Origin of the sequence: Paenibacillus sp. FSL R5-0766 (assembly GCF_037971845.1) — a bacterium.
Taxonomy (GTDB): Bacteria; Bacillota; Bacilli; order Paenibacillales; family Paenibacillaceae; genus Paenibacillus.
Map to the genome: position 1 here is coordinate 3,290,599 of NZ_CP150227.1, position 13,761 is coordinate 3,304,359.

13 protein-coding genes are annotated in these 13,761 nt (G+C 44.0%); 5 read left to right on the forward strand and 8 right to left on the reverse strand.

Features of this window, described 5'->3' with window-relative positions:
• Nucleotides 1-41: 41 nt before the first annotated feature.
• On the reverse strand, nucleotides 42-965 hold the full coding sequence (locus MKY66_RS14365; RefSeq protein WP_076212013.1) for an AraC family transcriptional regulator: 924 nt from the start codon (nucleotides 963-965) through the stop codon (nucleotides 42-44).
• A gap of 289 nt (nucleotides 966-1,254) precedes the next feature.
• Between MKY66_RS14365 and MKY66_RS14370 the strand changes: the two genes are divergently transcribed.
• On the forward strand, nucleotides 1,255-1,833 hold the full coding sequence (locus MKY66_RS14370; RefSeq protein WP_076212015.1) for a TetR/AcrR family transcriptional regulator: 579 nt from the start codon (nucleotides 1,255-1,257) through the stop codon (nucleotides 1,831-1,833).
• Between the two features lie 99 nt (nucleotides 1,834-1,932).
• On the opposite strand, the gene MKY66_RS14375 is transcribed toward MKY66_RS14370, so the two are convergent.
• The gene (locus MKY66_RS14375) at nucleotides 1,933-2,346 is read right to left on the reverse strand and encodes a MerR family transcriptional regulator (protein ID WP_076212017.1); all 414 of its coding nucleotides are present in this window, start codon (nucleotides 2,344-2,346) and stop codon (nucleotides 1,933-1,935) included.
• A gap of 191 nt (nucleotides 2,347-2,537) precedes the next feature.
• Here MKY66_RS14375 and MKY66_RS14380 point away from each other — a divergent pair, with 191 nt between their 5' ends.
• Entirely contained in the window at nucleotides 2,538-3,578 is a 1,041-nt protein-coding gene (locus MKY66_RS14380) for an NAD(P)-dependent alcohol dehydrogenase (RefSeq protein WP_047842906.1), read from the forward strand.
• Between the two features lie 325 nt (nucleotides 3,579-3,903).
• On the forward strand, nucleotides 3,904-4,275 hold the full coding sequence (locus MKY66_RS14385) for an iron chaperone (RefSeq protein WP_076212019.1): 372 nt from the start codon (nucleotides 3,904-3,906) through the stop codon (nucleotides 4,273-4,275).
• A 75-nt stretch (nucleotides 4,276-4,350) separates the two neighbouring features.
• On the opposite strand, the gene MKY66_RS14390 is transcribed toward MKY66_RS14385, so the two are convergent.
• The 3 genes from MKY66_RS14390 to MKY66_RS14400 form a co-directional block, all read right to left on the reverse strand.
• Complete coding sequence (locus tag MKY66_RS14390) at nucleotides 4,351-5,331, reverse strand: aldo/keto reductase (RefSeq protein ID WP_076212021.1); 981 nt, start codon at nucleotides 5,329-5,331, stop codon at nucleotides 4,351-4,353.
• A gap of 232 nt (nucleotides 5,332-5,563) precedes the next feature.
• A complete protein-coding gene (locus MKY66_RS14395) occupies nucleotides 5,564-6,442 on the reverse strand; it encodes an NmrA family NAD(P)-binding protein (protein ID WP_076212023.1) in 879 nt (292 codons plus the stop codon).
• Nucleotides 6,443-6,588: 146 nt separating this feature from the next.
• The gene (locus MKY66_RS14400) at nucleotides 6,589-6,906 is read right to left on the reverse strand and encodes a helix-turn-helix domain-containing protein (protein WP_017688544.1); all 318 of its coding nucleotides are present in this window, start codon (nucleotides 6,904-6,906) and stop codon (nucleotides 6,589-6,591) included.
• A gap of 367 nt (nucleotides 6,907-7,273) precedes the next feature.
• Between MKY66_RS14400 and helD the strand changes: the two genes are divergently transcribed.
• Nucleotides 7,274-9,688: an RNA polymerase recycling motor HelD gene (gene helD, locus MKY66_RS14405; protein WP_076212025.1), complete on the forward strand. Its 2,415-nt coding sequence runs from the start codon at nucleotides 7,274-7,276 to the stop codon at nucleotides 9,686-9,688.
• Between the two features lie 66 nt (nucleotides 9,689-9,754).
• Nucleotides 9,755-10,384, forward strand: coding sequence for an SDR family oxidoreductase (locus tag MKY66_RS14410; protein WP_256704254.1), 630 nt, complete (start codon nucleotides 9,755-9,757; stop codon nucleotides 10,382-10,384).
• A gap of 107 nt (nucleotides 10,385-10,491) precedes the next feature.
• On the opposite strand, the gene MKY66_RS14415 is transcribed toward MKY66_RS14410, so the two are convergent.
• The 3 genes from MKY66_RS14415 to MKY66_RS14425 all read right to left on the reverse strand — a co-directional run bounded on the left by MKY66_RS14415 (nucleotide 10,492) and on the right by MKY66_RS14425 (nucleotide 13,578).
• Nucleotides 10,492-11,322: a carbohydrate ABC transporter permease gene (locus tag MKY66_RS14415; RefSeq protein WP_017688542.1), complete on the reverse strand. Its 831-nt coding sequence runs from the start codon at nucleotides 11,320-11,322 to the stop codon at nucleotides 10,492-10,494.
• A 1-nt stretch (nucleotide 11,323) separates the two neighbouring features.
• Entirely contained in the window at nucleotides 11,324-12,196 is an 873-nt protein-coding gene (locus tag MKY66_RS14420) for a sugar ABC transporter permease (RefSeq protein ID WP_036670879.1), read from the reverse strand.
• A gap of 68 nt (nucleotides 12,197-12,264) precedes the next feature.
• Nucleotides 12,265-13,578 carry an ABC transporter substrate-binding protein gene (locus tag MKY66_RS14425; RefSeq protein WP_076212029.1) on the reverse strand — a complete coding sequence of 438 codons (1,314 nt, stop codon included), beginning with the start codon at nucleotides 13,576-13,578 and terminating at the stop codon, nucleotides 12,265-12,267.
• Nucleotides 13,579-13,761 lie beyond the last annotated feature (183 nt).

A 13,761-nucleotide genomic window follows, 5' to 3' on the forward strand; every position in this document is an offset into this window, starting at 1 on the left:
CTCTTTTTAGTTATAAAGGAACGATACTAGACAGTAACCAGTCAAGAGATGGTAGTCGTTTCATCGGCTCTGCCTCTCAAGCGTTTAATATCTTCTCTGGGCGGAAATCCGAACATGCGAGAATATTCACGGCTGAATTGGGAAGGGCTCTCATAACCTACCTGAAATGCTACATCTGCTGCATCGGTGGACTTGGATAATAACAAGCGGCGAGCTTCTTGCAGCCTCAGTTGTTTTTGAAACTGAATCGGGCTCATGGCAGTCACTTCTTTAAAGTGTCTGTGCAGTGAGGCAGTGCTCATATTTGCTAAATCCGCCAATTCCTCAACCCGAAAATTCTGATCAGAATGATTCATAATATATTCAATAACGTCTCTGATTCGATAAGTATGGCTGCCCTCCATGGTAGTTTGTTCCAGAGCAATCCCATGTGGACCTTTCAGAACTTTATAGAGAATTTCCTTTTTGAACAAAGGAGCGAGCAGAGGGATATCTTCCGAATGATCTTCCAACAAACGGGCTAACCTGACAACCGCATCCAGCAGAGACGGCTCAGCTTGGCTGACAAACATCGCACGTCTCGTCGTTTTTCGCGGTCTTGCTGGGAAATCGGAATGGTTCAATACCTCCAGAATCTCACTGGATGTGAATTCAAGTTTCAGGGCCAGATAGGGGGCCTCAGACGAGGCTTGAATCACTTGTCCACTAACCGGCAAGTCAACGGTTGCCACGATATAACTTCCTGGACCATACCGGAAACGATCCTGTCCCAGCAGGACCTCTTTCTCACCCTGAACGATAATGCAGAAGGATGGTTCATTCACTCTAAATATAGGTTCAGTAACGACCGATTCACGGATTAGAAATAATGAAGGGATCGCCGTCAGGTGTACCCCGTCCTTGTCAGAAAAACGGTCAATGAGTGTGGCTAATTCGTTTTGTTGTTCGTGTATTTGATCAGACATGCAAAGTTCTCCTTTTTTCCTCACAACATAATAATCACATTCTATCGTATATTGACCGAAGGCGGTAAGAAACGGATAGGAATAGGCAAACATTTGATGTGAATGGATAAGACATTCTGATTGCTGGTTGCATATTCACAAGTACACAGGTCATGATATACAACAAGTACAGAAGATATACACTTACGGTTCAGCTAATACATGATAAGATGAGAATGAAAAGGGGATCTGCATCTTTTATTTACTGATCGTTCCCGATGTGTTAGATTGATTTTGGGAGGGAAGTCGAATGGCTAGAAGTAAAGAGTTTGAAGTGAATGAAGTATTGGATAAAGCAATGAAGATCTTCTGGGAACAAGGTTACGAGAAAACGTCGATGAGTGACTTGGTTGAGCATATGGGAATTCATCGCAGAAGTATATATGATACATTTGATGACAAACATTCGCTGTTTTTACAGGCAATGGATCGTTACAGAGGTAAGGTCAGCACCACATTACTTGCAGAAATCAAGGCATCCAAGACGGCAGTGGAAGCACTGGATAAAATTTTCGATGTTATGATCAGTGAAGCAGAGGAGACACCATCAGGTTGTTTGATTGTGAACTCGGCTGTGGAGCTAGGAGCACGTGATCAGGAAGTGGACAACCGATCTCTTGAATCGTTTAACGAAGCTGAGCGGATGTTCGAGCAGATTATTCAATGGGGGCAGCGGGAGGGAGAATTCTCTTCTGATCATGATGCGGAGGAAATGGCAGAGTACCTGCACAATATTTCTGTCGGCATCAGAGCCATGGCAAGAACCTCGACGGATAAGGAAAAATTAAACCGGATTATCCATGTAACGATGAAACTTTTGGAAAAATGATGAGTAGAGACATACCCAAAAAAGCAGCTTGAAATCCGTTAGAGGACTTCAAGCTACTTTTTTTGTGCGCTAATTTTAGAAAATAGAAAGTATGAACCATCAATTGGTGATGGCATTTTCCATCGGTTTAATTTTGTGAATCTCTTCGGTTCCTGCTTCCAAAGCAGTTTCGTAATATGAGCATTTGTGCTCAATGACTTCCATGGTTCTTCTTAGTTGCTCCATTTGTGCTTCCACAATAGCTTTTCGCTCCGTAAACATGTCATATCTTTGCTTCAGCGTGGAGTCCCCTTCAGAGCACCATTCAATAAAGTCCTTAATGTCTTTAATAGGCATGCCGGTCAGCTTCAGACATTGGATGATCTTTAGAAAGTCAATGTCGGAGTCTTTGAACAAGCGTGTTCCGCTTGTGGTTCGTTCTACAAAAGGCATGAGTCCTTCCTTGTCGTAGTAACGCAATGTATATACCGTAAGGTCTAATTTTTTGGCAACTTCACCGATTGAATAGGTCATATAGAATGATTTCCTTTCTACTAGGGGTAGACTTCGAGTTAACTCTAGGATTGATCCGAGTGAATTCTAACATGTTGGATTACTGGATGTCAAAGTAAGTTCGAGATAAAAAAAAAGATAAACATTTGACCTAGAGTTAACTAGAGGGGGTAAGATTATTTTGAACTTTAAATTACTAGGAGGTTATCCCATTGATTATAGCTAAAGCCAGAGCCGTTGACGGACCAGACCAACAATTCAGAAGTGCTGAAATTAAACGACGTGATCTGGATACCAATGATGTATTAATCGAGATTAAATATGCCGGTATCTGCCATTCTGACATCCATACTGCCCACGGTGAATGGGGGCCTGTGAATTATCCACTCGTTCCTGGACACGAAATTGCCGGAATAGTGACTGATGTAGGAACTGGGGTCTCCAAATACAAGGTCGGTGACCGAGTAGGGGTCGGATGTATGGTTGACTCTTGTGGTGAATGTGATAACTGCCGCAAAGGTGAAGAGCAATACTGTCTCAAAGGAAATATCCCCACTTATGCTGGGGTAGACAAATACGGTGAGCCTACGCAGGGTGGATATTCAACTCACATTGTTGTTGTAGAGGATTTCATCGTTCGCATCCCTGATAACATTGCACTTGATGCTGCTGCACCTTTGCTGTGTGCCGGTATTACGACATATTCACCACTGCATCACTGGGGAGCTGGCCCAGGTAAGAAAGTTGCCGTTGTAGGTATGGGTGGTCTTGGTCATATGGCTGTCAAAATTGCACATGCGATGGGTGCCGAAGTAACGGTTCTTTCCCAATCCCTGAGTAAAAAAGAAGATGGACTGCAATTTGGTGCAGATCACTACTTTGCCACAAGCGAACCGGAAACATTCGAGAAACTTGCAGGCACATTTGATCTGATGATTAACACGGTAAGTGCGAATATCGATATTAATGCTTATTTCTCACTGCTCACGCTGGATGGTACACTCGTGAACGTGGGTGCTCCTGCAGAGCCTTTAGCCGTAAACGTATTTTCTCTTATCGGTCATCGTCGTTCATTTGCAGGTTCCATGATTGGTGGCATTCGTGAGACGCAGGAAATGCTTGATTTCTGTGCAGAACATGATATTGCACCTAACATTGAGGTCATCTCCGCCGACCAGATTGACGAAGCTTACAAACGTGTATTAGCTTCCGACGTGAAATATCGATTTGTTATTGATATCAGCACTATGTAAGTGTGAACTCTGCAATAGTGATAGTTAAAGATAGAAGAAAGCAGCTGCCGCCAAGGTCAGCTGCTTTTCTGTTTTGTTAATTGAAGGGTTGAACGTGCAGTCTATACGGATCAGTTGCGATCTTGGATAAAGGAAAATATCTAAGGTCTTTGCGGGTAAGGACTACTCTATGATCATAGATATCGGCCTATTAAAGAGAACTTTGTTGTTACAAATTCTTTTTGCATTAAAACAACCGATAAGGGGTATTGAATTTGATATTCATGATAGAATGAGTTTGAATAGGGCAAATTAAATAGTATATTTCATGATTTGGGGGAAACCAATGGAGACCTTTGCAGAATTTATAGCACGCATCGATAACCCGGAACACCAGGCACGAACGGAAGAAGTTTTGAACTGGGTCACTGAAAAATTCCCGAATTTAAAGCAAAAAATAGCCTGGAATCAACCGATGTTTACCGACCATGAGACCTTTATTATTGGCTTTAGTGTATCCAAGCAACACTTGGCTGTTGCTCCCGAGCAGGCAGGAATTAATCGTTTTTCGGAAGAGATCACACAGGCGGGGTATGATCACACCAAAGAGTTGGTGCGGATGAAGTGGAAACAGGAGATTGATTTTTCGTTACTTGAGAGAATGATTGAGTTCAATATAGCGGATAAGGCAGAATGTTCAACATTTTGGCGCAAATAAATCGTGATATAAAAAGAAGACCCCCAACTTCCGGATACGGAAAGAGGAGGTCTTCTATATTTTAAGCAAAAGCGATTATTGAGCACCTACTACAGGGTGAGGTACATAGGGCTCTTCAAGGAATGAGACGTCTTCTAAGGTCAACTCAACAGAAAGGGCACCTACAGCATCTTCCAGATGCGATATTTTGGTGGCACCGATAATTGGAGCCGCTACAGTGTCTTTTTGTAGCAACCACGCAAGTGCAATGTGTGTGCGAGGGACACCGTATTTTTCTGCAATGGATGCAACTCGTTCAACAACAAGCCGATCCGCATCACTTGTCGCATTGTACTTGGATTTCTGAATTTGGTCTGTCTCGGATCGAAGTGTTGATACGGACCAGTCACGGGTTAACCTGCCTGAAGCAAGAGGACTGTAGGGAGTCACACCAATCTTTTCTTCCTTGCATAGAGGCAGCATTTCTCGTTCCTCTTCACGGTAGATGAGATTCAGGTGGTTTTGCATGGAGACAAACTTGGTCCAACCATTTTTCTCTGCTACATGTAATGCTTTTTGGAACTGCCATGCAAACATGGCCGAAGCGCCAATATATCTCACTTTACCGGACTTCACCACATCATGTAAGGCTTCCATGGTTTCTTCAATAGGCGTATTGTAGTCCCAACGATGGATGATATACAGATCCACATAATCGGTTTCCAATCGTTTCAGGCTTTTATCAATCTCACTCAGGATGGCTTTTCTGGAAAGACCAGAACCGTTGGGTCCTTGATGCATTTGTCCGTGTACTTTGGTAGCAATGACAACTTCATCCCGATTTGCGTAATCTTTTAACGCCCGACCAAGATACTCCTCGCTCGTACCCAGAGAATATATATTCGCTGTATCGAAGAAATTAATGCCTAGATCCAACGCTTTTTTGATCACGGGGCGAGAGTCTTCTTCATTCAGTACCCATTCATGAACCCATTTACTGGCGTCCCCAAATCCCATACAACCCAGGCAAAAGCGAGATACGTCCAAGCCTGTGTTACCAAGTTTGGTATATTCCATATCATGTTCAAATCCTTTCTAATTGTTATTATTGCCACCTGTATGGTGATCTATATACACATTATTATGTCATATCGAATGAACCAATCTGTACCACATTTCTATCAAAGTTTTGCCTATTCCTATCACAATCTCTGAATCTGAATCAGTTGAGTCCATTAAAGTTCTCATATAAAAAGAACAAGCCATTCGTTTCTCTGGTTGGAGATTCAAAGGGCTTGTTCATAAAATATTATTTAATCATTGTTTGATGAATCCAATCGCTTATTTTGGTTAATTTAAGATTGGTTTTGATGTTATCATCCATCTCTTCATACCGTGGAAGAAGATCAGTATGCCCATCAATCCATTGGTACAATCCTTTAAGACCTGCTGCTGTCTCACTTCCCAACAAAGGCTGAATCGCTGCTTCAAAATGATCAAAAGGTAGAGACATGAAGCTGATCTTTTCACCTAATACAGCACTGAATTGTTCCGCTAATTGTGCACCTGTCAGGGCTTCTAATCCGGGTGCTGGGATAATGCTTCCTGCCAATTCCGAATGAGTCAAGGCATAATAGTGGAATTGAGCTGCATCGTTTAAGCTAATCCAGGAGATCGGCTTGTCTGCTGGTACCGGGTAGGCCAAAACGCCATTGTTCAGTATTCCGGGAATCAGGAAGTTTTCCAAGTATACAATGGGTTCCACAATGATATATGGAAGACCACTTTGCTGCAATTCATGGATAACTTCACGTTTCAATTCAATTCCTTTGGAATGGGTGATAGGGTCAGGAACATAGGTGCCCGTGTTAACTACAATCAATTTAACGTTTGCCTGTATAGCAGCATCAATTGCATTTTTGGTATATTGTCTGATCTTATCCGAATTGAACTCCACCGGCAGGTTCAGGAAGACTTTACTTACACCTTCATGCGCCGTATGAAGCTGTTCCACATCTGATAGATCCCCGATGAAAGCTTCAATGTTTTGTTCCTTCAGTGTGTTGGCTGTAGCCTCATTTCGAGTAATCGTGCGAACCTCACAACCGTGTTGAACGAGTAATTGAGCGACAGCTCCGCCTTGGGAGCCCGATGCTCCATATACTAAAAATCGATCATTCTGTGTCATAGTGGTCAATAACTTCCTTTCAATATGTGATTGGAATGAATGAGTTAACACTCAGCAATGACCTCAGCATAACGGATTTAGAATAGGAGCGTAAGTACGCACATTAATGATATAAAGTATCCCTTGGGATACTATGAGAAGGCGTTTTACATATGTTTCGATCCCCAATCACCTAGCTGAAATAAGATCGAAGTCAGGCTTTGTCCTTTTTCTGTAAGGGAATATTCGACTTTAGGCGGAACTACAGGGTGGGTAACACGGTTTATCAAACCAGCTTCTTCAAGTTCTCGTAATTGTCTGGTTAACGTGCGATGCGTAATGGGGTCCAGCATTTTCTGTAATTCATTGAATCGAATTGTTGAATGGCGGATGAGACGATTTATAATTAACAACTTCCATTTCCCACCAATCATATTGACTGCAAACTCAACAGGACACCGGTCCTCCACAGGTTCTATATTCATATTTATGTATCCCTCCCAAAAGCATCAACTCATGTTTCATGTTTCGTTCATTTTATCGAATATATAAAGGGGTGTATAGCTTACAGCGCATTCAGGGTATGAACCATGCCCAGGACACAAAAAAAGATGCCCCCCAGTGTAGCTCAAGAGACATCTAGTTAATATAAATTATTGTTCAATTCAGACAGAATAAAAAAAGCATTGAACGTAAAAAGAAGCCATGATATAATCTATAGCGCAATTGAAACTTCTATTGAATATAAAGGGTGAATCATTATTTCTCCTAATTTAATTTTACATCCGACATTCCGATTTGTCAATGCTCTTTTTTTGGTCCTAATAAATGGAAAAGGGAGTGGACTTATTCATGGATAAAACAAACGAATGGAAGTTGGAAGAGGAAAGACTGGTGCAGGTGAGGAACAAACTTCAGGCACGACTCGAAGAGTTAGAACCGAAGGTTGCAGGACTGCATGAACAGGCTGCCGAAATTCGTAAACGGTTCTGGGAAGAAGTGACGATTAATACGGGTTCGTACACGGATTTTGAAGATGCATTCTATACCATTAATCAGCAGTCCAGAGTGTTGGCCGAGAGGGAGCGCGGACACAAGCTGTTAACACAACAATGGAGAAATACAAAGAGACTGCTTCCAACGCCGTATTTTGGCCGTTTCGACTATAAGGAAAAAGGCATGACATTGACTGAACAGATCTACATCGGCGTATCATCCTTCATGGATGAAGATGGATTGAACTTTCTAATCTATGACTGGCGTACGCCAATTGCGAGTCTGTACTATGATCACTCTCCCGGGCCAGCAAGTTATGACACACCTTCAGGACGAATCGACGGAAAGATGGAGCTCAAGCGTCAGTTCCAGATTCAACATGGGCAGCTTCATAGCATGTTTGATTCAACTGAGACGATTGGTGACGAATTGTTGCAGCAAGTGCTCGCCAAGGGTGCAGACTCACAAATGAAGAGCATTGTAGCAACTATCCAGAAGGAACAAAACGCCATTATCCGTGATGACCGAAGCCGAATGCTTATCGTTCAGGGAGCAGCTGGCAGTGGCAAGACGTCCGCTGCGTTACAGCGAGTGGCCTACTTACTATACAAGCACCGCCAGACCGTCAAAGCAGATCAGATTGTACTTTTCTCGCCGAATCCGATGTTTACCAGTTATATCTCGACTGTACTCCCGGAACTTGGCGAAGAGAACATGCAGCAGACAACTTTCCAGGAATATCTGAATTATTGGCTGGATTCCTCCTTACGACCAGAGGATGCCTTTGATCAGATTGAATATGTGCTGACAGCCCAAGAAGATCCGGGTTATGAAGCTCGTCTGGAGGCGATTAAGTACAAAGCTTCCGAGACATTCCTGCAAGTGCTCCAAAACTACGGTAAGTGGCTGGGGCGGGAGGGCATGCGGTTCAACGGTATTCAATTTCGGGGACGTCAATTCATCACTGCGGACCAAATTAAGACTCAATTTTACAGTTTGGATCAAAATCTTACCTTGTCCAACCGTATTCTTCTTTTGCAGGAATGGTTGCTGAGAGAACTTGTTTCGCTGGAACGTCTGGAACGGGAAGCAGACTGGGTTCAGGAGGAGTTGAATTATCTGGACACGGATGAGTATGTGGAAGCTTTCCGCATGTTGCACAAAGAAAAGCCTGTGTTCGATGTAGCGGAAAAATACGCAGCACGAGATAATGGTAATGACAGCGCAGTGCAAGATGAGGGTGCCTTTAACTTTGCAGTGCGAGAAGAGGAGTTGCTTCGTCAGAAACTGGTGAAAGACATGTTTAAACCGTTAAGAAAGAGTGTGCGGAAATTTCAGTTCGTGGATGTGAAAGGGTTATACGAACAACTATTTGTAGATGAAGCCGCTTATCGGGAACAAACGAATGGGGCAATCCCCCCACAGCACTGGCCTGAGATTTGTAAACAGACCAACGCAATGATCCTTCAGAACAAGCTGTTCCATGAGGATGCTACTCCGTATTTATATGTAAAAGAGATGATCGAAGGCGTCCGGACGAACACAGAGATTCGTTATGTCTTTGTTGATGAAGGTCAGGATTATTCGGCGTTTCAATACGAGTATCTCAAGAAACTGTTTCCTCGTGCCCGCATGACGGTGCTGGGGGATTTCGGGCAAGCGATTTTTATGCAGGCTACGGATTTGGCAGCATCCAACTCGCCACTGGTTCATCTTTACGGAGAAGGCGAAACTACATTGATACGCCTTGTACGCAGTTATCGTTCAACCAAAGAGATTGTTGAATTCACGAGACAGATGTTACCAGGGGGAGAAGAGATAAGACCGTTTGAAAGGGGAGATCAGAAGCCTCTTTTAACAAAATTGAAGGACAAAAATCTGCGTGGTACACAGATTCTCGCAGACATCGCCGCGCTTAAGGCGGAGGGGGTTGATTCCATTGCTGTGATTACGAAAACCGCGGCTGAAAGTCGTGATGCCTATGAAAGGTTGCAAAGTCAAGGCGGCGAAGGGTTACAGCTCATAACAAAGGACACACAGATTTTTGAAAAAGGAATCATGGTTATTCCTGTGTATCTCGCCAAAGGCGTTGAGTTCGATGCTGTCCTGGTCTATGATGCTTCACCCGTTGCTTACAGCCAGGAATATGATCGCAAGCTTCTGTATACGGCATGCACACGGGCCATGCACCGACTTCATCTATATACAGTGAATGACTGGTCACCATTTGTGCAGGCGTTACCTGCGAATCTATATGACATAAAATCATAATCCATATGTAAATCCGTTCTCAATGAAGGACCAAAGAAAGATGCTCGGAGCCTTTTTTCAAAGGTTATCGGGCATCTTCTTTTATTAAAGACTGGCGAGCGAAACCCTGAATCCATTGATCTGCCCGGGGCTATTCCACTGCAACTCGATATTACGGATCCACAATCTGTCATGGCTGCAGCTGAGATAGCTAGTGATGTAACCCTTCTAATTAATAATGCTGGTTCCGCTACGGGTGCTTCTCTGCTCACAGGTGAGCTGAACGATATTCACTTGGAGTTCAATACACATGTATTCGGTACGCTTTCAATGATTCGTGCGTTTGCACCGATGATAGAGAAAAATGGGGGCGGTTCGATACTGAATATCCTGTCCGCTCTATCTTGGCTCAGGCTTGGTAACTCAGGTGCATATTCAGCTGCAAAATCCGCTCAGTGGGGAATTACGAATGCATTACGTCTGGAATTAGCCCCTAAGAACGTTAACGTTGCCGGATTGCACGTAGCGTTCATGGATACGGATATGACGGCAGGCATCGATGCACCAAAAACGAGCCCAACGGATATTGCCAAAATTGCAATAGATTCCATCGAAGCGGATCTCTACGAAATTATTGCTGATGATACTAGTCGGAATGTACAACAGGGTCTTGCTGGTGGTGTTGCTGCCCTTTACCCGCAATTGTTTCAAAAATAGAGAGGTGTAGATACATTTTCTAGAACAACCCCCACCAGATCTGGTGGGGGTTGAGTACGTCATGAATACTCCAATTCTATTCCTTGAGAACCGTGAGAATATAAGGTTTAACCTTTAACTGCACCGGCAGTAAGGCCGCTGACGATATATTTTTGCCCAAATAGATAAAGGATGAATACAGGCAGGGAAGTAAGCACGAGATTGGCGAAGATCAGGTTCCAGTCCCGGCTATATTTGCCGTAGAAATTGTAGATCGATAGTGGCATCGTCCAGGTGGAGCTGTCTGTCAGGAAGTATACCGGAATTGTGATGTCATTCCAAACGGACATGAACACCATGATCGCTACCGTTGCGTTAACGGGCAGGATGAGCGGTGTGACGATGCGGAAGAACACCCCGAACACACTTGCTCCTTCCAGAAATGCCACTTCGTCCAGTGCTCGTGGAATGGTTTTGATGAATCCACTATACAAGAATACACTGAAGGCTGTATTTAACGCGGCGTAGATCAGGATGACACTTGTGATGCTGCCGTAGAATCCCAATCCCTGTACAACACGTATGGTCGTAATAATCGACATTGGCGCAATCAGTCCCATGAAGAAATACATGTAGATCGTGCCGGATAGTTTGGTTTCCCGACGTGCCAGAATGAATGCCGCTGCCGAAGAGGCAACGATATTAATAATGGAAGATACACCAGTAATCAAAATGCTGTTGAAGAACGCTCGCGACAGACCGCCTTCCTGGAAGACACGAACATAGTTCGAGAACTGCCATGTTTCCGGAAAACTCAGGGAGAAGCTAAGCACTTCGGCACTGGTTTTGAATGAACCAAAGATCAGAATGACAAGCGGCAACAGAACGATAAGAGAGGCTAGAATCAGGAAACCTTCCACGATATAGTTGCGGATGGCGAGTTTGCGTGTATAGCCCATGTTATTCCGTAACCTCCTTACGCCGCATGAAGATCAATAGCGGTATAGCAATAATGGTAACGACGACGAACAGAAGAGTGTTGACCGCGGTTCCAAGTCCCCAGTTGCCTTCACCGAAAGATCGCAGAATGATCGTACCCACGACCTGTGAAGCGTTACCCGGGCCACCACCTGTCATGACATATACTTCGGAGAATACTTTGAGTCCACCGATTAATGTCAGCATCAGGTTAATGTTAATGGCTGGCAGCAAGAGCGGCAGTGTGATTTTGAAAAAACTTCTCCACGAGCTTGCGCCATCAATCTTGGCTGCCTCGTAATACTCTTGAGAAATGGACTGCAGGCCCGCCAGATAGATGGCCATCTGGAACCCGGCACTCTGCCAGATCGAGACGATGGCAATCGTCCAGATCACAATGGATGGGTTGGTCAGCCAAGCTTGGCTTAACGAATGTAGCCCTACAGATTCCAACAAATTGTTGATAGTACCTTCGGTACGCAACATGGGAGTGAACAGAATGCTGATCACAAGAATGCTTAGTATGGAAGGGGAGTAGAAGATGGCACGCAGCAGGTTCTTGGTTCTTAATCGCATGTTAAGTCCTACGGCCAGCAACAGACCGATGACATTTTTGCCAACGACGGTGACGATTGCAAATATCGCCGTGTTTTTCAGCGCCAGAATAAGCGTTTTGTCCGAGAAAATTTTCTGGAAATTATCCCACCCGATGAACTTCAGCTCCAGCCGATCCAGCCGCCAATCTGTGAATGAATAATAGAAAGCAGCGAGAGCAGGCACAACGAAAAAGATGGAGTAGATAATCAGTGCGGGAAATATCATGTAATACGAGTACAGATTTTTAGTCCTTTTCATGTCTCACACTCCGTTATAACTAGGCAGCATAACGATCGTCCATGTTATGCTGCCTTGTATTTCACTCTTTAGAAACCTTCTACACCTTTATCCTGCATCAGCTGACTGAACTTCTCATCCCAGGATTTCAGTACTTCTTCCGGTGACAAACCACCTGCAAATTGATCCTGCAACAATCGGTACAGTTCGCTGCGATCAACCAGCATGTATGCATCCGTTGTCAGCACGGTTTTCTTCGGCGTAATATAGTTGTCTACAATATCCTGTTTGTATGCTGGCAGTTCCGGTGTAGTAACGTCACTGAAATTGGATACGTATCCTTTGGAATCGACGATCTGTTGTGCGACATCCTTGGAAGCGATATAGTCCAGGAACTGTTTGGCTTCATCCAGATGTTTGGATTTCTTCGGAATGAACAGTTGTCCGCCCAGTGGACTTGCACCCAGACTGGCATTGTCTGACGATGGAATCGGGAATACGCCCAGTTCCATATTTGGATCTTGCTCGGCAACGCCTTCAATTAACCAATCTCCCATAAACATCATGGCTACTTCCTTGTTCAGGAATTTACCTACGGCCATGTCATAGCTGTCGCTAAGCACATCCGTGTTGGTGTAACCTTTGGTGTAAATTTCATATTGTTGTTCCAGGAATGTTTTGAATTCCGGGATATCAGACCATTTTTTCTTATTGCTGTTCAGCTCATCAAAAAAAGTCGGTTCATTTTTGGCTACAAAATCGGCAAAAGCTGCGGCAGGCCAGATGTTGGCAGCCCAAGCATCTTTGTAAGGCATGAATACAGGAGTAATGCCACTTGCTTTGATTTTTTCACAGATCGCCAGGAATTCTTCGTAGTTGGTTGGAATCGACAACCCGAGTTCTTCAAAGATTTGTTTGTTATAAACGACTCCTTGCATCCCTGTATCTTGGCTGACATGGAAGCTGTAGAGATGACCACCAGAAGAGAGGACGTCTTTGTTCACAATTCTGCTCGCCCATGGCTCGTTATCCAGAATCTCGAAGTTACGTTCAAGGTTCAGGTCCGTGACTGCGCTTGCGAGATTGTACTGAATAATGTCAGGCGTTTCATCTACAGCCAGTTTGGTTTGCAGTACAGTCGTTGTTTGTTCCGCTGGAATCAGCTGCAAATTAACACGAATGTTCGTTTGTTTCTCGAATGCATCGAGAATGTCCTGCTGGATGAAAGCAGAGTCCTGAGAACTTTTAGAGATGGCCAGCTCCAATGTGACTTTGCCACTCTTGCTATCCCCGCCAGCAGCTGTGCCGGAATCGGTACCTCCTGATCCACAAGCCGTTAACGAGACCGATAATAAACTGGCCAGAATAATAGAAAGCGCCTTTTTTCTTTTTATTGTTTTCAATGCAAATCCCCCTCTAAAACGTTTAGTGAATCCGTTTACAAATCCGATTATAGTTTCTTTTATCGCCCCGGTACATGTCTGTGCTTGAACGTTGATGTGTAAAATCCTGAACTTGAAATCGCTATCATTTCATGGAGTACCGTGATACAGTAGGACATAAATCTAAGGGATTTCACATCATGT